The following is an 18,296-nucleotide window of genomic DNA, read 5'->3' on the forward strand; positions in this document are numbered from 1 at the left end:
TCGGCATCCGGCGGGTGCAAATCGGACAATCGTACTGATACTGAGATCGACTGTCGGACAACGTGGTTGAAGGGTGGTGTGTGATGTACAACGAATCCGCTACGTGGGGGATACCGAGCGAGACCTTTCTGGTGGTCTACGTCGCCGCCGCCGTGCTCGCGGTCGGGCTGGCGGTGTTCCTCCGGTCCCGGGGCACCGCATCCACCCCGACCGCCGGTGTCCGCCTCGATCCGGTGCAGGCCGGGATGCTGACCAGCGACGATCGCGCCATCGCCGCATCCCTGACGCTGCTACGGGGAGCTGACCTCATCTCCGCCGACGGGACGGTCCTGCGGGCGTGGGGAGTCGCCGACAACGCCCTCGGATCGTTCACGCGGGCCGTCTACGACGAACTCGCCTCCGGGCGCAGCGCCCTCGGCAACCTGCGGCTCCCGGGCCGGTTGCAGGCCCCGCTCGACCACCTGCGGTCCACCCTGGTCGCGCAGGGGCTGCTCACGGGTCCCGCACAGAAGGCGTGGAACCGCCGCGCGAGCCTCCCGATCCTCGTCGTCGTGGCCGTCGGCGTCGCACGCCTCGTCGCCGGGTTCGCCGGCGGCAAGCCGATCGGCTTCCTGCTGGTCGCGGTGGTTCTGCTCTCGGCCGCGCGGGAGCTCGTTCGCCGGACCGGACGCAGGACGCCCCAGGGCACGGCGGAACTGCAGCGCCTGCGCCGCGACCACTCGTACCTGTCGCCGCGGATGCGCCCGTCGCTCACCGCATACGGTCCGACGCCGATCGCGCTGTCGACGGCACTCTTCGGGATGGGGGCCGTCGGCCTGTTCTCCCCGGGTTTCGCGAGCGCGGCCGGTATCACCGACAGCGGCAGCGGGGACGGCGGCAGCAGCGGTGGAGGCGACAGCTCCTGCGGCGGCGGCGGAGGCTGCGGCGGCGGTGGGGGGTGCGGGGGATGACCGCCCTGATCGAGCCGGGCCTCGGCATCGGCTGGCGGCCGGAGATCTGCGGGATCATCGACCGGCTCGACGGCCTGCGGTTCTGCGAGGTGATCGCCGAATCGCTGCCCGCCCGCCGGCGCGGAGTCGGCGTTCCGGACGAACTGCGGTCGCTGGGCGTTCCCGTCGTCCCGCACGGCATCTCGCTGTCGCTGGGTGGCGCGGACGGTGTCGAGCAGCGCCGGATCGACCATCTCGCGCGGTGCGCCGACGCGCTCGGTGCGCCGCTCGTCAGCGAGCACGTCGCGTTCGTGCGGGCGGGCGGAATCGAGGCCGGGCACCTGCTGCCGGTGCCGCGCTCGGCGGAAGCCCTGAACGTGCTGGTGCGCAACATCCGGCGCACGCAGGAGTGCCTGCCGGTGCCCCTGGCCGTGGAGAACATCGCGGCCCTGTTCGACTGGCCGGACGACGACTACTCCGAGGGCGAGTTCCTGGCCGAACTCGTCGAACGCACCGGCGTGTACCTGCTGCTGGACGTCGCCAACGTCTACGCGAACGCCCGCAACCGCGGCCGCGACGCCGGCAAGGAACTCCGGCGGCTTCCCCTCGAACGCGTGGCGTACGGCCACGTCGCCGGGGGATCCGAACGGGACGGCGCGTACCACGACACCCACACCGACCCGGTGCCCGGCGAGGTGCTGGACCTGGTCCGGCAGTGGGCATCCGCGGGTCCCCCCGCGATGATGCTCGAGCGCGACGGGAACTACCCGCCCGCCCGTGAGTTGTTCGCCGAGCTGGATGCGATCGCGGATGCGGCCGGCGTCGACCGGGTCACCGGGGACGCGGTGTGGAGTCTGCCGTGACGGGGCTGGCGGAGCGGCAGGCGGCACTGGTCCGGGCTCTCGTCGCGGCGGGGGAGCTGCCCGCGGGATTCGACCGCGACGCGCTCGACACCGCATCGAAGGCCCTGCTCCGCAAGCGATCCGGGGAAGTCGGCGGTCACCTTCCCCACGTCCGCGCGGCCCTCGGCGACCGATTCTTCGCGCTGTTCGCCGCCTGGGCCGACGGCAGGCCGAAGGTGAGCACCCACGCGGACGCGGAGGCGTTCACCGCGCACCTCGAGTCGACCGGTCACCTGCCCGAGCCGAGTCGCCGTCGTCGCCGCCTGTACCGCCCGCGACGAACGTGAGCAGCAACTCGTTCACCTCTTCCGGTCTTTCCTGCTGGACGAAGTGCCCGGCTCCCTCGACGAGATGGAGTCCGCGCAAGTCGGGGACGGTGTCGCGCATCCGGTCGAGGGCCTGCGCACCACTCATCGTGAGGACGGGATCGTGCGCACCGGCCACGAACAGCGTCGGCACCTCGATGTCGGCTCCGGCGAGATTCCTGGAGCGTTCCCAATTGGCGTCGTACGCCCGGTACCAGTTCAGTCCGCCGGTGAATCCCGTCCGGGTGAAGACCTCCACATAATGGTCGAACTCGTCCTCCGTCAGCCACGACCACGGCAGGGGTGGGGCTTCGGGCAGCACGTCCAGGTAGCCGTTGCCCTCCGAGGGGTGCTGCCAGATGTCCAGATAGCGGTAGGCGCCCGACAACGCATAGAACAGCCGCTGCAGGAATCCTCGGGGATCGGCGTCGAGTTCGCGGTCGGCGACACCGGGTTCCTGGAAGTAGTGGATGTGCAGGAAGTGTTTGCGCGCCATCGACGCATACAGCTCCGACGGTCGCAGCGGGAACCGGTCGGGCGCGTAGGGGACGGCCAGTAGCACCAGCCCGGACACGCGTGCGCGGTGACGCAGTGCGACGGTCCAGGCGACCGGCGCGCCGAAGTCGTGGCCGACGAACACCGCACGCTCGTGACCGAGACTGTCGAGCAGGCCGATCAGCGCATCCGACACCCGCTCGTTCGTGTAGTCGTCGATGTCGCGGGGCACGTCGGTGCCGCCGTAGCCGGGCAGGTCCGGGGCGATCGCCCGGTACCCGGAAGCCGCGAGAGCCCGCATCTGATGGCGGTAGCTGTAGCCGAGCCCCGGGAATCCGTGGCACAGGACGACGGGCGGCCCGTCACCCAGTTCGAAAATCTGCCAACGGAATCCGTCGACCGTGACCACCCGCTCCGTCGACGACGCCATGCTCCGCATCCCTCCACCGGCTGGAACGTGTTTCAGCACTGTAGCGTAGCGACGACGCCATTAGAATGCACCTGACTCGCAGTGGCGACCGTCGACCGGCGGGGAAGTGGAGTGATGCGCAATGGTGGAGGCACGCTCCCGCCATGAGTTCGTCGCACTCCAGCTCCGGCAGCGCATCATGCAGCGGCAGTACGCGGTGGGTGAGTCGCTGCCCAGCGAGAGCATGCTGTGCGCGGAGTTCGAGGTGTCGCGCGGTCCCGTGCGCCAGGCCCTGGCAACGTTGAAGAACGAGGGGCTCATCCAGCTGTCCCAGGGCAAACCGGCCGTGGTGCGCAGTCACGACATCACGCAGACCCTGGACACGTTCACCCCCTTCTCGCAGTGGGCGCGCCGCACCGGCCGCGCGGCGGGCAGCCGCACGCTCGAGATCTCACGTCGCCGGGTGTCCGAACCTGCCGCCAGCGCATTGGGATCGGCCCCGGACGACTTCGTCGTCGAGGTGCTCCGCGTCCGGCTGCTGGACGGCGAACCGACGATGATCGAGCGGAGCACGTTCACCGACCGCGTCGGCTCCCTGCTGTTCGATTTCGACATCGACACCGGATCGATCACCGATTACCTCACCTCCCGCGGCGTCCGCTTCGAATCGATGGAGCACGTGCTCGACGCCGTCGCCGCGACCGGGGTCGACGCCGAGAATCTCGGCATCGACCCCGGCAGCCCGCTGCTTCGGGAACGTCGGACGTCGCGGGATCAGAACGGCGACACGTTCGAGTACGCGGACGATCGGTACCGCCCCGACCTCGTCGCCTTCAGCATCGTGAACGCCCGCACCATCGACCCCAGGCTTCCGTCGGACGACGGCAACGGAGCCTGATCGGAAAATCAGGTGTTGCGCAGTTCGGCGAGCAGACTGGGCAGGTCCGCGACGCTGTCGAGAACGTGGGTGGCCCCGGCCTCGGACAGCTGGGTGGCGTCGTGGGCGCCGGTGAGCACGCCCACGGAGGCAAGGGCTCCGGCGCGGAGACCGGTGGTGACGTCCGACGTGGTGTCGCCGAGCACCACCATGGACTGCACGGACGGGGCACCGGTGCGCATCAACGCGGTCAGCGCCAGGTCCGGGAAGGGGCGGCCGCGGACACCGTCTCCGGGGCACAACACGACGTCGGCGACGTCCTGCCAGCCGAGGGCGCGAATGATCGCCATCTGCGTCTCGTGCGCGAAGCCGGTGGTGAGCGCCGTCTTGATGCCCTGCTCCCGCAGGGAGCCGAAGAGTTCCACCGCGCCGGGGATCGCGCTGCACCGCCCGTCGTCGACGAGTTGCGAGTAGCAGCGTTCGAATTCCTTGTTCGCGGCCTGCGCCTGCTCCTCGTTTCCGCCGCTGAGATGGCGGAAGACGACGATCTTGGACTGGCCCATGGTGTCGGAGACGTAGTCGAGCATCCGCCTGCGGTCCTCGTCGGTCTTCGACAGTCCGGCATGCGCGTCCGCGGCGAGGAAGGACTGCTGTACCAGCCCGCTGTCCTCCACGGTGGTGCCTGCCATGTCGAAGACGACGAGGCTGATGTCCCGGTGACGTGTTCCCATTGTCTGATTCCTCTCGGTGTTCGGTGAATGTGGTTGTGCTGCTATGCCATTACGGGCAGGGTGTCGCGGCCGAAGACGGAGTCGATGCGGTCCTTCGCCAGACCCATGCTGGTGGTCATGCCGATCCCGGTGGTCACGGTGACGACGTGCACGCCGTCGATCGGCTCCTCGATCAGGAAGTCGGAATCGGGTGCCGAGCTGTACACGCCCTGCCAGCGTTCGGTGACGGTGACGTCCGAGACGCCGAAGAGGGCGGCGGCCTCACGGATCAGCACCTCGAACCCCTTCTCCGACTGGAACGGCTCCGCCGAGATCTCACGGATGTGGGTGTCGCCCAGCAGGATCGATCCGTCGGGCTGCGGCGTGTACATCTGATGGAGGTCGAGGTCGACGTAGTCGGGGTACTCGTCACGCAGCCTCGCCGCGAGTGCCGCCGTCGCGGGAAGATTCTGGAAACCGCTGTACCGCACGAGCGACCAGCCCGTGAAGAGCGGTGCGGGCAACGGCGCGGACAACGGAATCCTCGCGCGCATCATGTGGAGCCGGCACCGCAGGAGCCCCCCGCGCTCGGCCGGCCCCGGGAACAGGCGGTCGATGTCGTAGTTGACGGTGACGAACACCGTCGCCGCCTGCAGATCGCCCCGCGAGGTATGAACGACGCCGGTCTCGAATCCGGTTGCGGCAGTGCGCCAGAAGAAGTCGACACCCGACGCGTCGAGCCACTGCGCAATGGCGGGGGCCGCTTCCCGCGGGTTCACCTGGAGGTCGTCGGCCATGTACATGCCCCCGACGACGCGGTCGCCGACGATGGGTAACGCGCCGAGGATCCGGTCTCGGGACAGCAGTTCCACTTCGGCCGGTCCGCGTACGGCCGCGAACTCGGTCATGACTGCCAGCTCGTCGTCATGTCGTGCCACACAGTATGTTCCGGATTCGGCGGACCAGAACCCGGCCTTGCGTGCCAGGTCGAGCCAGTGCTCCCGGCCCGCTCGGGCGTAGTCGCGGGCGACGCCCGACTGGGCGGTGATGCAGGCGTGGCCGAAGTTCTGGACGGACGCGCCCGCAACGCGGTCGGCGTGGTCGATCACCGCCACGGACAGGCCTCGGTTGCGCGCGTGATACGCGTGCGCGAGGCCGACGATTCCGGCACCGACGACCACCACGTCGTAGCGTCGTTGAGTTGTCATGCGACTCACTGTGGACCCACCCGGGACAACATGTCAATACAAGTACAAGAAATTTGCCGCAGGTATATATAAGTCGCTTTCCGTTAACCGTCCGTTGTGCGACCCGGCGGGCGCGTCGGGTGGTCGCGGTCGGGGGTTGCTGCGAAAATTGCCGCCCGAGTCCACCCACCTGCAGAGGGGCTGATCGATGAGTAGTGGTTCCGGCCCGAGAGCCGTTCCCGTCCACGAACCGGCGTCGTCGAACGACCGCTTCGGTCCCCTGATCGAGCGCCGTGACGACGTCGACTTCCCCTTCTACAACGGGACGCCGACCACGCTGTCGGTGCGGCAGTGGGTCCTGGCGTGGGCCTCGGTCGCAGTCGGCTTCGCAGCCCTGGTCCTCATCCCGCAGACCGACAACGTCGTTGCGCTGATTCCGCGCATCCTGTTCGTCGGTATCCCGCTCGTCGTGCTGGCGATGGTGACGCGCGAGCACTGGACAGCGTTGTTCCGGAAGGTGCACGGCCGTGACGTCCTCACGATGATCGGCTTCGCCGTGCTCAACCTCGTTGTCACGTCGGTGCTGGCGTTGATCGTGCGCGCCCTGTTCGGGGTGGCGTCCAACGAGGCCATCGACGGTGCGGGCGAGGGCGGTGCGCTCGACACGGCAGCGTTCTACGTGGGAACCGGGATCCAATTGGTCGGCGAAGAAGTCTTCACCATCGTCCCGTTTCTCGCGCTGATGTATTTCCTGTTCGCCAAGGCGAAAATGTCCCGCAAGACCGCGATCATCCTGGCCTGGCTCCTCAGTGCGGTGTGGTTCGGCGCCGCCCACCTGCAAACCTACGACTGGAACTTCGCGCAGGCCTTCATCGTGATCGGCGGGGCCCGGCTGGTGCTCACCCTCGCCTACATCCGGACCAAGAACCTGTGGGTCTCGACGGGCGCGCACATCATCAACGACTGGACGCTCTTCACCCAGGCGATCGTGATCAACGCCGCGCTCGTCACCCTGTAGCCGAGTACTCCGCGTCCGACCCTCAGTTGGGAATGGGGATGACGATGGGTGGCAGACCCGGTATCTGCACCTGAATCTGCTGTGGCGGTGCGGGCGCCGGCGCGGGGGGAGGCGGGTAGTTCACCGGCGGTTCGGGTGCGGGCGGCGGGGGAGGTGGCGGCGGTGGGGGCGGGGGCGGAGCCGCAGCGGGCGGAGGCGCAGGTTCCGGGGCGGGAGCCGGCGCGGGACGGGGAGCCGCCTGCTGCACCACCGCGGGCGGCGAATCCACTACCGGCGCCTGGGCTTCCACGGGTGCCACCGGATTCGGGCGCTCCGCCGGCTGCTGCGGGCCGGAACCGATCGGCACCGGCGTCAGTCCACCGGTCATCAGATCCACCACGGTCACTTCGGTCATCGCCAGGTTGGAGGGCTGCACGACGTACAACCTGTCCTTTTGGAAACCCGGCCACGGATCGCCCTGCACGTCTGCGTTCTCGTTCACCACCGGAGACAGCAATGGGCTTCCGCGCACACATCGGACGCGGGGAACGCCGTGGTCGTCGATCAACACGATGGTCCCCGCCTCGAGGACGGACTGGAATGCGCTCGCATGCCCGTCGTCGAAGCCGTGATTGGTGACGCGGGTGTCCGCACGGAGCAGCACAGGTGTCAGGGTCCGGACGTAATTCCGCACGTCGTCGACCTGGAACACACTCGACCAGGCCTGCAGCATCGCGGGATCCTGCTCGAGGTCGTCGACGAGGCGTTGCCGATCGCAGAGCACCCGGTCGGGGCTTCCGCCGTAGAGACCGGCACGGTCGCCGATCACCCGGATCCCGGCGGCGCGGGGTTCGCTCGGCAGATCGGTACCGGGCGGACCGAACGGGACCGTCGTCGGCGTCTGCGGTGGAAGCAGCACTTCCGTCCACGGAAGCTGCCCGCTGTCGGTGGCCCGGTCCAGGCCGACCGGATCGGGGTGGCCCCCGGAACCAGAGGAGCACGCCACGAGCACCGTGGCGGTCAGCGCCCCGGCGACCGACAGCCAGCTACGCGGTGCGCGCCCGGGGCGCGTACCGGCTCGAACGACTGCTCTGCGTCGGGCACGCCGTGCGGCCTGCCCGGCGACGTCGGTGGCCACCACGCCATGGTAAGCACAGTCGCTGATCAGCCGGGCCGAATTGCGGTGTGGTTGCCGGGCCCGGCGTCGGTCAGCTCGTGATCATGTCTTCCTGCGACCAAAATGCGCGCATGGACGTGATCTTGCCGTCGTCGTCGAACGTCATGACGTCGATCGGCGCGATCTCGAGCTTCTGCTCACCCAGGTCGGTGACGAGGGAGAAGTGAAACGCGGCCGAGTTGCCGGCGATCTTCAGCGTCAGGAGCTCGCCGGTCTGCTTCAGCGGTTCGATCACCCCGTAGAACTCCCGCAGCGATTCCACCGTGGTTCGCGGCTCGGTTCCCACCGGATCCTCCACGGTGGCGCCCTCGGCGTACAGTGCGACGACGTCGTCGGCGGTCCCGGTGGCCACCGCCTCGATGTACCTCTCGACGGTCTTGCGGATGTCTTCTGCGGACGGTGCCATGATGCGAACTCCTCAGTCGAATAGAACGTGTTCTAGTGGTGAGAGTAACGCAGCACCGGCCCGGTGGGGAGCCCCTTCTCCCAGGCAGCGGGACATGTCCGCACAGGGGTCCGCCCCTGCCGACGTCGGAAGCCGGCAGGGGCGGGAGGGAACGATCCTCAGGTTCGCGGCGCGGACGCCTCCTCCAACTTCTCCAGCCGGGGAGCGCTCGTCCCCATTACCGGGGCAGCGGACACGGAGGACACCTCTTCCAGCGACTTCCCCTTCGTCTCCGGCGACATGAAGAAGCAGATCACGAACGCGACCGCCGTCAGCACCGCACCGAAGAGCATCGTGGTGCCGGTTCCCAGCGCCGAGATACTCAGCGGCAGCAGGTACGTGCCCGTCGCGGCGCCGAACCGGCTCACCGCGGTGGCGATTCCCACCGCAGTCGCCCGGAACTCGGTGGGGAAGAGTTCGTTGGGGTAGATCCACACCAGGATGCTCGGACCGCCGGAGATGAACGCGTACGCGCAGAAGGCGGCGACGATGAACCAGAGGGGACCGTCCGCCCACAACCACAGCCCTGCCAGCGGAATCACCATCAGGGCCAACGGGACCACGGCGATCGGACGCCGGCCCCACTTCTCGACCAAGAACAGTGCGGGGATGGATCCGGCGACGATGAGCCCGATGATGACGGTTTCGACGATGAGCCCCGCGGAACCGTCACCGGAGATCGAGAAGCCCGACAGGATCGTGGGCAGGAAGGTCAGCAACGCGTAGAGCGGGGTGACGACCGCCAGATACAAAGCGCTGCACATGATCAGCCGGGCCAGGTACTGACCGCGGAAGTAGATCCGGATGTCGGCCTTCGGCTTGTCCGCCGTGTCCTCGACGGTGACCTTGCTCAGGTCGAGTTTCTCCCCGTAGATCTTCTCGACCACAGCCTCGGCGTCGGCCACCCGGCCGTTCTTCAGGAGCCAGCGCGGCGACTCCGGGATTCCGCGGCGCACCAGGATCACGATCAGACCCAGCACCGCACTGGACGCGAGGAGCAGGCGCCAATGGTCGTTGCCACCGGAGATGCCGACGACGAGCGCACCGACCACGTACGCGGAAACCGCGCCCGCCGACCACGCGACAGCCGACATCCCGACCATGGCGCCGCGCTTCTTGGTGGGGGTGAACTCGGTGAGCAGCGAGGTGGCGATGGGGTAGTCGGCACCGATGGCCGCACCGATGACGAAGCGCAGAACGATGAGCTGCCACGGCAATTGAACGAACACCGACAGTGCACACGCGACGACCAGCACCACCAGGTCGAGGGCGTACATCTTCTCCCGGCCGATCCGGTCGGTGAGGAAGCCGAACACTGTGGCGCCGAAGAAGATACCGATCAGCGAGGCGGCACCGATCAACCCTGCCTCGGCTGTCGTCGGGTGAAGTTGCTCGGTCACCCCGAGCAGGGCCACGCCGATGATGCTCATGACGTACCCGTCCAGGAATGGTCCGCCACAGCACGCGATCAGGAGCTTGGTGTGAAACCCGCGTTTGGCGGGTCTGTCCATCACGTCGAAGGAACTCATGTCGTCTCCACTACGTAGATTGGTGCCGTCACCCTGGGGGTGGCGGTCGAGTCGGCCGCACTCGGCCGGTACCGCTAAGGGGTTGTCTTGTTCAGCGCCGAGTAGGCGAGCTGCTCGAGCAGCAGCGAAGCATGATGCGGGGAGTCGGCGCTGACGTCCAGCACCTGCTTGGTGATGCTCAGCGCCAGTGGCGAATACGCCGCGAGTTCGTGCGCGATGCTCAGCGCCTGCTTCACGTGCTCCGCGGAAGGGGCGATCTCACTGACGACGCCCCAGCGTTCGGCGTCGGTGTGATCGAAGCGCCGTCCGCGCAGGACGAGGTCGCGGGCACGGCCCGCCCCGACGATGCGGGTGATGCGGGTGACCCCACCGGAACTGGGGAGGATCCCGATTCCGATCTCCGGGAACCCGAAGACCGCGGCCGGATCGGCGACGCGGATGTCGGTGGCGAGAGCCAGTTCGAGCCCGCCGCCGAGGCAGTAGCCGGTGATCGCGGACACGGTGGGTTGCGGGAGAGCCGCGAGCGCCTCGTACACCGACCCGGAGGTCCGGTAGTACTCGGCGATCGCCTCCGGCGTCATCTCCCGCAGTTCGGTGACGTCCGCGCCGGCCGAGAACACCGAGTCGCCCCCGGTGAGGACCACCGCACGGCTGGACTTCACCTCGGATGACCCCAGTGCGCCGAGCAGTTCGGCTTCCATGTGCGTGGACAGCGCGTTCCGCTTCTGTTCGCGCCTCAGGGTGACGACGGCGACGTCGCCGTCGCGGCGCACATCGACGGTCCCGGCGTTCTCGGTCGACATCGTGCTACTTCTCCCCGGCCTCGTAGCGGAAGGACAGCAGGTTGTCGAGACCCCGCTTGTTGGCCTCGTTCGCGATGACCAGGCGCTGGATCTCCGACGTGCCCTCCCAGATGCGGTCGACGCGCAGTTCGCGCCACAGCCGCTCGACGGGGTAGTCGCGGATGTAGCCGCGCCCACCGAAGATCTGGACGGCCCGGTCGACCACCCGGTTCGACGCCTCGGAGGCGGCCAGCTTCACGGTCGCGGCCTTGGCATGCAGCGTCTTTCGCAGGTCGGCATCATCAGGATCGGCCTGGTCGAATTCCCACGCCACCTGGTGGGTGAGCGCCCGGTTGGTGGTGATGTCCACGACGGAGTCGGCGATCATGCCCTGGATGAGCTGACGGTTGATCAGCGGCTCGCCGCCCTGCACCCGCTCCCGCGCCCAGTCGACGGCCAGGGTCAGCGCCCGCTCGGCGGCACCGATCGTGCGTGCGCCGATCATCAGCCGCTCCTCCGTGAACCAGTCGCGGGTGAGGTCGTGGCCCTGCCCGATGCCGCCGAGCACGGCGTCGGCTCCGACGCGCACATTCTCGAACGTGAACTCGGGGTGCTCGTAGACGAAGGTGTGCGTGTAGCGGGGGATGTGCTTGATCTTCACACCCGGGGTGTCGACGTCGATCAGGAAGATCGTTGCGGCGTGCTCGGGTTCGACGTTGGCCAGCACGATGAGGTAATCGGCGACGTCACCGACTGTGACGAACCACTTCTCGCCGTTGATGATGTACCCGCCGTTGCCGTCGGGGGTCGCGGTCGTGCTCGCCGCGGAGAAGTCCGAGCCCGCGTTGGCCTCGGAGATCGCGACGGCGTCGCGGCGGTCGCCGCGGGCACCGGGAATCAGGTAGCGCTCCCGCTGTTCGGGGGTCGCGTGGGTCAGCGGGTTCGCGGGCCGCCACACCGTGTCCCACAGCGCGTTGGTGAGCTTACCGAGTTCGTCCTGCACGACGGCCTGCTCGAGCACCGTCAGTCCGGCACCGCCGTACTCGACGGGGGTGTTGATCGCCTGCAGTCCCGATGCGAGGACGGCCGCCTTGATGGTGGCGTGGGATTCGTCGGAAATTCCGTTGTTTCTTTCGCACTCGTCCTCGAACTGCATGATCGTGTCGGTCAGGGCGCGTGCGCGCTCCTTGAGGTCGGCGAGGCGGGGGCTGTATGCGAATTCCATGATGAAAGAACTTCCTTGTGTCAGTTGATGTTCGATGAGCTGAGGACTATGCGTGCGTCGAGCCCGAGGGCGTGCTTCGGAGTGACGAACAGTGGGTTGATCTCGAGTTCCGCGATCTCGGGGTGCGCGGTGGCCACGGCCGTGACGGCGGCAATGGCGTCCGCGGCCGCGTCGAGGTTGATCGGGAGCCTGCCGCGAACCCCTCGGAGCAGAGCGGACGCCCGCAGATTGTCGAGCAGACCACGGGCGGTCTCCGCATCGACGGGCGCCAGCGCGAAGGCGACGTCGGCGAGGACCTCGGTGAAGATACCGCCGAGACCCACCATCGCCACGGGACCGAACCGCGGGTCGGTCTGGACGCCCACGATGAGTTCGACTCCCTCACTGAGGTCCGCCATTCCCTCCACGCAGTAGGCGGGCGCGGCGAGCGAGTCGTCCATCCGCGTGAACGCGTCGGTGAGTTGCTGCGCGGTTTCCAAACCCAGTGCGACCCCGCCGGAGTCGGACTTGTGCAGCAACCCCATCGCCTTCAGAACCACGGGGTATCCCACCTTGTCTGCCGCTGACACCGCCTCGGCGCACGTCCGCACCAGTTGCGCGTCCGGGAACTCGACGCCCGCACCGCGGAAGAGTTCGCGGGCGTCCCAGTAGGCGTCGCTGGTGACCGGCTCGGCCGGCTCACTCTCCCCGCCCGCAGGATGCTGCGGCGCAGCGGTTTCCGCGATGACCCCGAGCGCACCCGCGGCATCCTCCACCGCCCGGAAGACCGGGACTCCGCTGTCGGCCAGGACCCGGGCCGCGGCGCTGTCGGGATGCATCGTGTGTACGACGACCGGCTTGCCGTGGGTGCGCGCCGTCTCGGCCATCGCACGGGCGGTGTCGACCTCCGCTCGCGCGAGGTTCTCGCCGTAACTTCCGTAGCCGCCGAAGTATCCGGTGAGCAGGACGGAGTCGACGGCCGGACTCTGCAGGATGGTGTCGAGGACCGAGACGAACGAGGTGATGTCCTGTTCCCCGGCGCCGGCGAGGTCGACGGGGTTCGTCACCCCGGCGGACGGCGGCAACAGGGCGCGCAGTGCGCTGCTGACGTCGGCCGCGAACTCGGGCACCGCGAGGCCGGCAGCCTCCACGACGTCGGACGCGACACCTGCGTGCCCGCCGCCGTCCGCGATGACGCCGACCCGGCGCACCTCTGCGGGTCCGTACCCGAGGAGTGAGGCCGCCACGTCCGCGAGCTGCCGTGGACTCGACACCCGGTACACCCCGGCGGCCCGGCAGGCCGCGTCGATGACCGCGCTGTCGGATGTCAGCGATCCCGTGTGCGACTGTGCCCCGCGGATGGATGCCTCGCTGCCACCCACCGTCAGCAATAAGACCGGCTTCCCGGCCCGGGATGCCTGGGCGGCGGCGTCGACGAACGCCCGCCCGTCACCGAAGTCCTCGCAGTACACGGCGATGAGATCGGTGTCATCGTGCTCCACGCAGGAGCGGATGAGGTCGGCGGCGCCGAGGTCTGCCTGGTTCCCGAGCGAGGCGAACCGGGAGAACCCGTGCCCGCGGGCCTCGAGGAATTGGCTGAGTTCGAGTGCCATGTTGCCGCTCTGGGAGAGCAGCGCGACCCGTCCGGCCGGAAGCGGGTTCGAGGCCAGCGTCAGCGCGGTGCTCGAATCCAGCACACCCAGGCAGTTCGGCCCGAGCAGGACGGCTCCGGCCGCCCGCACCCGCTCCACGACCCGATCCTGCACAGCCTTTCCGGCAGCACCGAGTTCGGCGAAACCGGCGGTGACGCCGACGATCGCGGTGGCGCCCGCCGCGAGGGCGTCGTCCACGGCCTCCTCGAAACCCTGTGCCGGAACGGTGATGACGACGAGATCGACTCGTTCGTCGAGTTCCGACAGGCTGCGGAGCGAGGGGTGTCCCAGGATGCGCTCACCGCGCCGGTTGACGAGGTGGACCGACCGGCTGCCCTTCATGCGGAGGGCCTGAACGCTGATCCAGTTGCCGTACTTCGTCTCGTCGTTGCTGGCACCGAGGACGGCGACCGACCGGGGGTCGAACAGTGCCGTGAGGTCGCGGTCGGTGATCGCGCTCATCGCGTCTCCTCGACCTTCGGAGCGGGATGGCCCGTACCCCAGGCGTCGGCGCCGCCGTCGATCACGAGCGTGGTGCCGGTGACGTAACTGCCTGCGGGGGAGGCGAGGAATGTGACCACTCCGGAGACGTCCTCGGCCGTACCCAGGCGACCGAGCGGAACCGCGGACGTCCACTGCGCGCGGGCCTCTTCGGTGTAGTTGCCCTCCATGCCCTCCGTCGCGATGGTGCCGGGGGCGATGCAGATCGACCGGATTCCGTACCGGCTCCACTCCAGCGACAGTCCGGAAGCGAGGTTCTCGAGGGCGGCGCGGGCGGAGGTGGCATGGACCATCGATGCGATTCCGCGACGCGGGGAGAACGCCATGAAGAAGATGCATCCCGACCGCTGCGGAATCATCGCGCGAACGGCGACCTCCCGGGTGACCGCCCAGGTGGCGTCGACGGCGAGGCGGTGCACGGCGCGCCATCCCTTGCTCGTGATGTCCTCGGCCGGCGCCGCGAACTGGCCGCCGGCGTTGTTGACGAGGATGTCGATCCGGCCGAACGTGTCGAGCGCGCGGTCGACCAGGTCGGTCACCTGCTCTTCCTCGCGAATGTCGGCGGGCACTGCGAGCACCCGGGCGCCCAGCGCCTCGATCTCGGCGGCGGTCTTTTCGAGGGGCTCGGACCGGCGGCCGCTGATGACGACGTCGGCTCCACACCTCGCCATGTCCAGTGCGATCGCGCGTCCGATCCCGGTGCCTCCACCGGTGATCAGTGCCACCCGCCCGCGATGGACGTCGGGGCGCAGCACCTGCCCGGCGCCTCCACCTGGGTTCTCACATTCCATCGAGCGTTCGCCTCTCGTCGCTGCCGTTCCGACCCGGGGGTCTGACTGATGCATCAGTTATACCGTGACGTAGCCCACAGATGTCAAGAGTTTGCCGAAAACTGACGCGACGTCCGAATGTCGCCTGTGCCTGTTAAGGCTGTTTGAGCTGCGGTTATGCCTGAGAACGTTCGACTCCGGCCCCTTCCGCTCAGGTAGTGCAGCGTCTGACTGATGCGTCAGTTTGAGGCGTATGATTTGATGGATCAGTCAGATGACTATCGAAGGAGGGACAGTGACCGCTCAACTCACCGAGGACGCGCGCCGAACGGCGATACTCGACGCCGCGGCTCAGCTGATCGCCGAGCGCGGATACCACTCGGTCCGTATCTCCGATATCGCACAGGTCGTCGGCACCAGCACCGGAGCGGTGCACTACTACTTCCCCGGCAAGAGTGACGTCCTGACGGCGGCCCTCCGCCACGCCATCGACAACGCATTCGACCGGCAGAGCCGCGAACTCAAAGCGATCGACAACGCCCACGAGCGGCTGCTCCGCCTGATCGACATGCAGTTGCCCCGCGTCGGGCCGCTGCGCGACGAGTGGTCCATCTGGCTGCAGTTCTGGGCCGAGGCCACGCTGCGACCCGAACTCCGCCCGTTCCACAACACCTACTACGCGCGCTGGCACGAAACCGTCGTCAAGATCGTCCGGCGCGGACAACGCCAGGAGATCTTCCGCACCGACGTCGACCCGGAGACCATCGCGCAGCGGCTGACCGCGCTCACCGACGGGACCGCCATCCAGGTGCTCACCGGCGCACCGAACATGACCGTCGCCGCCATGAAAGAGGTTCTCGTGCAGTTCGTTCACGACGAACTCGTCGCGCCGCGGACATGGTGACCCGACCACCGCGGACCGCTCGACGCGTTCGAGTCCATGGGCGATAGCACCACCCGCGGCCGCAGTGCCGTCGCCTGGGGATGCGGTGCGGCCTCCGCGGTCGCCTACGGACTCACCCCGACGTTCGCCGCGATCGGCTACGCCGGTGGAGTGTCGCCGGCCGTCCTCGTCTGCCTCCGCAGCCTCGTCGGTGCCGCACTCCTGCTACTCCTGGCCTGGTCCACCGGACGACTGACGGGCGTGACCTGGAAGTCCGCTGTCGGGCTGTGCGCCGTCTGCGGCCCGCTGTTCGGTATCCAGCTTCTGTGTTTCTTTGCGGCAGTGCGCGTGACTGGCGCCCAGATCGCGGTCGTGATCGTCCACATCTACCCACTGTTCGTGATGGCACTGGTCTGGGTGCTCACCCGGAACAGGATCCACCGCGGTCAGTTGGTGCTGGCCCTCACGATGTCCGGCGGCATCGCGCTCGTCGCAGGCGCGGGCGGCTCCGCCGTCGCCCTGAACGGGGCGATACTCGCCCTCCTCAGCGCCGCCGGGTACGCCGTGTATCTGGTGGTCGGGGAACGATGGGTGCACCAGGTCAGCCCCGTCGCCGCCGGCGGACTGGCGTCACTCGGCGCCGGAATCGCCACCGGCACGATCGCCGTCGTCGACGGACAGTCCTGGACGTTCGCACCCAGCGGGTGGGGGTCCATTCTGTTCCAGGGGCTCCTGCTGATGCCCATCGGGATCGGCTGCTCCTTCATCGCGGTGCGCGCGCTCGGCTCGGCCTCGGTCAGCCTCCTCGGACTGCTCGAACCGGTGGTCGGGGTGCTGGCCGCACAGATTCTGCTGGGCGAGCAACTGTCGCCGGTGCAGTGGGCGGGAATGGCCGTCGTCCTGATCGCGTCCGCAGCACTGCCGTGGATGCGGGAGAAGCGTCCCCGTCACGTCGATCGGTCACCGGCCCTCCACGACGCCGAGAGTCGATAGCGACTACTGGTCCGGAGCGAGACCCACAGCCCTCTTCATCGCCTCGAAAGCGTTGTCGGCGTCGGTATTGGGCCCGACGATCAAGATGTCGAGGCGACGTCCGTCGGTACCGAAGACGTACATGATGTCGGTCGGCTGATCCGGATCCGGGCCGGACACCTCGATGCCGTCCCGCCGGTCGATGCCGCGTTGCGAGATGCTCAGCGAGTTCCAATCGAAGGCGACGCGTTCGGTCGTTCCCACTCGATCCGTCAACGCGCTGATCAGGTCGTGCAGTTCGGTGGTCAGATTGGTGGTTCGGGGCCACCACGCCCCGTCGACGCCCTCCGACACCTCGCCGCGAGCGCGCAGGAGCAGCCTCGGGGTCCGGGTGGGTGCGTCGAAAGGCTGCCCACCGTCGGCCGGCCGAGAAAGTCCCAGCCCACGACCGGAATGCGTGATGTTGTCGTCGTGCGTCATCGTTCACGTCCCTTCGCGCTCGCGGTGCGGTCGAAGCCATCCCTGATGCCCGACATCAGCAACTCGTCGGCGGTCAGGGCACTGTTGGGATTGGCGGCCGTATGCATCGTCGAGTCGGCATAGCGGGCATCGGCCTCGGGGGGCACCACCAGGAGCGTCAACCTCGTCCGCTTCAGACCGCTCACGTACAGGGTGTTGAGCGGCTGGTACTCGTAACCGTCGAGATGCACCGATCGTCCCGCGACCATGATCCGGCGCGGCGCAGGAAGCCAGGCCTTGAGGTCGTACACGACCCGATCGACCACACCCATCCGAACCGCCACCAGCGCAACCAGATCCGCAATCTCCACGGTCAGGTCACGGGACCGGGGCCACCAGGCGCCGTCCACCGTGCCGGCACCGGGCGCCTCCGGCTTCAACCGAAGCCGCGGCGACTGCGCCGGGCCGCCACGAGTATGGGCGCCGTGAAGACGACCGGGAAAGTTGCGATCCTGTTGTAGCGTCATGACGACGCTCCCGCCTCGGCCGCAAAGCGGCCGATATCTCTGTCGGCGGCGACGCGATCTCGGGCGTTCGCGTACGAAGTGCCGCCGATACCCTCACCCTACGCGCAGGGGGTACGGCGATCGGCTACGCCGACCACTCGACCAACGGCGGACGCACCGCCGCGCACAGCGGATTTCCCCGGGCGTCGGTGAGCCCGAGACGCGCCGTGATGCGACCGGCAGCCGACGCCGCGTCCGCAGTCGCCGGATCCACCGCGTCCCACATCAACTTCGCCCGGCGGAACATGTCGAATCGGCCGTCGGCATCGAGCGTCCCCCACGACAGGTAGACGAACCGCGCGCCCGGCCGGCCCTGCACGTACGGTCCGGTGATGTCGAGACCCGTCGGCGTCGGCGTCACCGTGCAGTCGAGAACCCAGCGCGCCGCGGTCGCGTCTCCCGACTGCAGACCGAGTAGGTCGCCGTGTGCACCACGGCGTTGCACCGCCACGTGGATGTTGTCGTAGCCGGGGAAATTGGCTCCCGCCGGGCACGACGATCCGGGAAGGTCGGTTGCCTCGATCACGAGTTGCACCCATGTATCA

20 protein-coding genes are annotated in these 18,296 nt (G+C 68.3%); 7 read left to right on the top strand and 13 right to left on the bottom strand.

Annotation, left to right across the window (positions count from 1 at the left end; translation table 11 throughout):
- Positions 1 to 83 precede the first annotated feature (83 nt).
- From QM693_RS10960 to QM693_RS10970, 3 genes are read left to right on the top strand one after another with little or no spacing between them, the layout of a single operon-like run.
- Entirely contained in the window at positions 84 to 950 is an 867-nt protein-coding gene (locus tag QM693_RS10960) for a TIGR04222 domain-containing membrane protein (protein WP_283352336.1), read from the top strand.
- A complete protein-coding gene (locus QM693_RS10965; protein WP_283352337.1) occupies positions 947 to 1,792 on the top strand; it encodes an MbnB/TglH/ChrH family RiPP precursor modification enzyme in 846 nt (281 codons plus the stop codon). Before QM693_RS10960 ends, QM693_RS10965 begins: the two co-directional genes overlap by 4 nt.
- Complete coding sequence (locus QM693_RS10970; RefSeq protein WP_283352338.1) at positions 1,789 to 2,118, top strand: SCO6045 C-terminal-like domain-containing protein; 330 nt, start codon at positions 1,789 to 1,791, stop codon at positions 2,116 to 2,118. Before QM693_RS10965 ends, QM693_RS10970 begins: the two co-directional genes overlap by 4 nt.
- On the opposite strand, the gene QM693_RS10975 is transcribed toward QM693_RS10970, so the two are convergent.
- Entirely contained in the window at positions 2,036 to 3,061 is a 1,026-nt protein-coding gene (locus QM693_RS10975) for an alpha/beta fold hydrolase (protein ID WP_283352339.1), read from the bottom strand. The genes QM693_RS10970 and QM693_RS10975 overlap by 83 nt on opposite strands.
- Before the next feature lie 121 nt (positions 3,062 to 3,182).
- Between QM693_RS10975 and QM693_RS10980 the strand changes: the two genes are divergently transcribed.
- Positions 3,183 to 3,938 carry a GntR family transcriptional regulator gene (locus QM693_RS10980; RefSeq protein WP_105423050.1) on the top strand — a complete coding sequence of 252 codons (756 nt, stop codon included), beginning with the start codon at positions 3,183 to 3,185 and terminating at the stop codon, positions 3,936 to 3,938.
- 8 nt (positions 3,939 to 3,946) lie between these two features.
- Here the strand turns inward: QM693_RS10980 and QM693_RS10985 are convergent, their stop codons facing one another.
- Both QM693_RS10985 and QM693_RS10990 read right to left on the bottom strand, forming a co-directional pair.
- Positions 3,947 to 4,648, bottom strand: coding sequence for a phosphonatase-like hydrolase (locus QM693_RS10985; protein ID WP_283352340.1), 702 nt, complete (start codon positions 4,646 to 4,648; stop codon positions 3,947 to 3,949).
- A gap of 41 nt (positions 4,649 to 4,689) precedes the next feature.
- On the bottom strand, positions 4,690 to 5,835 hold the full coding sequence (locus tag QM693_RS10990) for a TIGR03364 family FAD-dependent oxidoreductase (RefSeq protein WP_283334661.1): 1,146 nt from the start codon (positions 5,833 to 5,835) through the stop codon (positions 4,690 to 4,692).
- A gap of 187 nt (positions 5,836 to 6,022) precedes the next feature.
- Between QM693_RS10990 and QM693_RS10995 the strand changes: the two genes are divergently transcribed.
- On the top strand, positions 6,023 to 6,832 hold the full coding sequence (locus QM693_RS10995; RefSeq protein ID WP_283352341.1) for a CPBP family intramembrane glutamic endopeptidase: 810 nt from the start codon (positions 6,023 to 6,025) through the stop codon (positions 6,830 to 6,832).
- A 22-nt stretch (positions 6,833 to 6,854) separates the two neighbouring features.
- Here QM693_RS10995 and QM693_RS11000 read toward each other — a convergent pair whose 3' ends face one another.
- The 7 genes from QM693_RS11000 to QM693_RS11030 form a co-directional block, all read right to left on the bottom strand.
- Positions 6,855 to 7,952 (bottom strand): DUF6777 domain-containing protein, encoded by a 1,098-nt coding sequence (locus QM693_RS11000; RefSeq protein WP_349307497.1) that lies wholly within the window; start codon positions 7,950 to 7,952, stop codon positions 6,855 to 6,857.
- Positions 7,953 to 8,019: 67 nt separating this feature from the next.
- Positions 8,020 to 8,394: a nuclear transport factor 2 family protein gene (locus QM693_RS11005; protein WP_005262400.1), complete on the bottom strand. Its 375-nt coding sequence runs from the start codon at positions 8,392 to 8,394 to the stop codon at positions 8,020 to 8,022.
- Positions 8,395 to 8,552: 158 nt separating this feature from the next.
- Complete coding sequence (locus QM693_RS11010) at positions 8,553 to 9,962, bottom strand: MFS transporter (RefSeq protein WP_280783027.1); 1,410 nt, start codon at positions 9,960 to 9,962, stop codon at positions 8,553 to 8,555.
- 74 nt (positions 9,963 to 10,036) lie between these two features.
- Complete coding sequence (locus tag QM693_RS11015) at positions 10,037 to 10,765, bottom strand: enoyl-CoA hydratase/isomerase family protein (RefSeq protein ID WP_283352343.1); 729 nt, start codon at positions 10,763 to 10,765, stop codon at positions 10,037 to 10,039.
- 4 nt (positions 10,766 to 10,769) lie between these two features.
- Positions 10,770 to 11,969: an acyl-CoA dehydrogenase family protein gene (locus QM693_RS11020; protein ID WP_283334666.1), complete on the bottom strand. Its 1,200-nt coding sequence runs from the start codon at positions 11,967 to 11,969 to the stop codon at positions 10,770 to 10,772.
- A gap of 20 nt (positions 11,970 to 11,989) precedes the next feature.
- The gene (locus tag QM693_RS11025; RefSeq protein ID WP_283352344.1) at positions 11,990 to 14,062 is read right to left on the bottom strand and encodes an acetate--CoA ligase family protein; all 2,073 of its coding nucleotides are present in this window, start codon (positions 14,060 to 14,062) and stop codon (positions 11,990 to 11,992) included.
- Positions 14,059 to 14,892: an SDR family NAD(P)-dependent oxidoreductase gene (locus QM693_RS11030; RefSeq protein WP_011596223.1), complete on the bottom strand. Its 834-nt coding sequence runs from the start codon at positions 14,890 to 14,892 to the stop codon at positions 14,059 to 14,061. Before QM693_RS11030 ends, QM693_RS11025 begins: the two co-directional genes overlap by 4 nt.
- Positions 14,893 to 15,145: 253 nt before the next feature.
- On the opposite strand from QM693_RS11030, the gene QM693_RS11035 reads away from it, so the two are divergent.
- Positions 15,146 to 15,775: a TetR/AcrR family transcriptional regulator gene (locus QM693_RS11035; RefSeq protein WP_005249163.1), complete on the top strand. Its 630-nt coding sequence runs from the start codon at positions 15,146 to 15,148 to the stop codon at positions 15,773 to 15,775.
- A gap of 36 nt (positions 15,776 to 15,811) precedes the next feature.
- Positions 15,812 to 16,747 (top strand): DMT family transporter, encoded by a 936-nt coding sequence (locus tag QM693_RS11040; protein ID WP_283352345.1) that lies wholly within the window; start codon positions 15,812 to 15,814, stop codon positions 16,745 to 16,747.
- A 3-nt stretch (positions 16,748 to 16,750) separates the two neighbouring features.
- Here the strand turns inward: QM693_RS11040 and QM693_RS11045 are convergent, their stop codons facing one another.
- From QM693_RS11045 to QM693_RS11055, 3 genes are all read right to left on the bottom strand, one after another.
- A complete protein-coding gene (locus QM693_RS11045; RefSeq protein ID WP_283334668.1) occupies positions 16,751 to 17,206 on the bottom strand; it encodes a DUF5994 family protein in 456 nt (151 codons plus the stop codon).
- On the bottom strand, positions 17,203 to 17,712 hold the full coding sequence (locus QM693_RS11050) for a DUF5994 family protein (protein ID WP_283352346.1): 510 nt from the start codon (positions 17,710 to 17,712) through the stop codon (positions 17,203 to 17,205). The genes QM693_RS11045 and QM693_RS11050 overlap by 4 nt, the downstream gene beginning before the upstream one ends.
- 124 nt (positions 17,713 to 17,836) lie before the next feature.
- Positions 17,837 to 18,286 (bottom strand): DUF5990 family protein, encoded by a 450-nt coding sequence (locus tag QM693_RS11055; RefSeq protein WP_283352347.1) that lies wholly within the window; start codon positions 18,284 to 18,286, stop codon positions 17,837 to 17,839.
- Positions 18,287 to 18,296: the final 10 nt, after the last annotated feature.

This window comes from Rhodococcus sp. IEGM 1305 (assembly GCF_030058635.1).
Taxonomy (GTDB): Bacteria; Actinomycetota; Actinomycetes; order Mycobacteriales; family Mycobacteriaceae; genus Rhodococcus_F; species Rhodococcus_F opacus_D.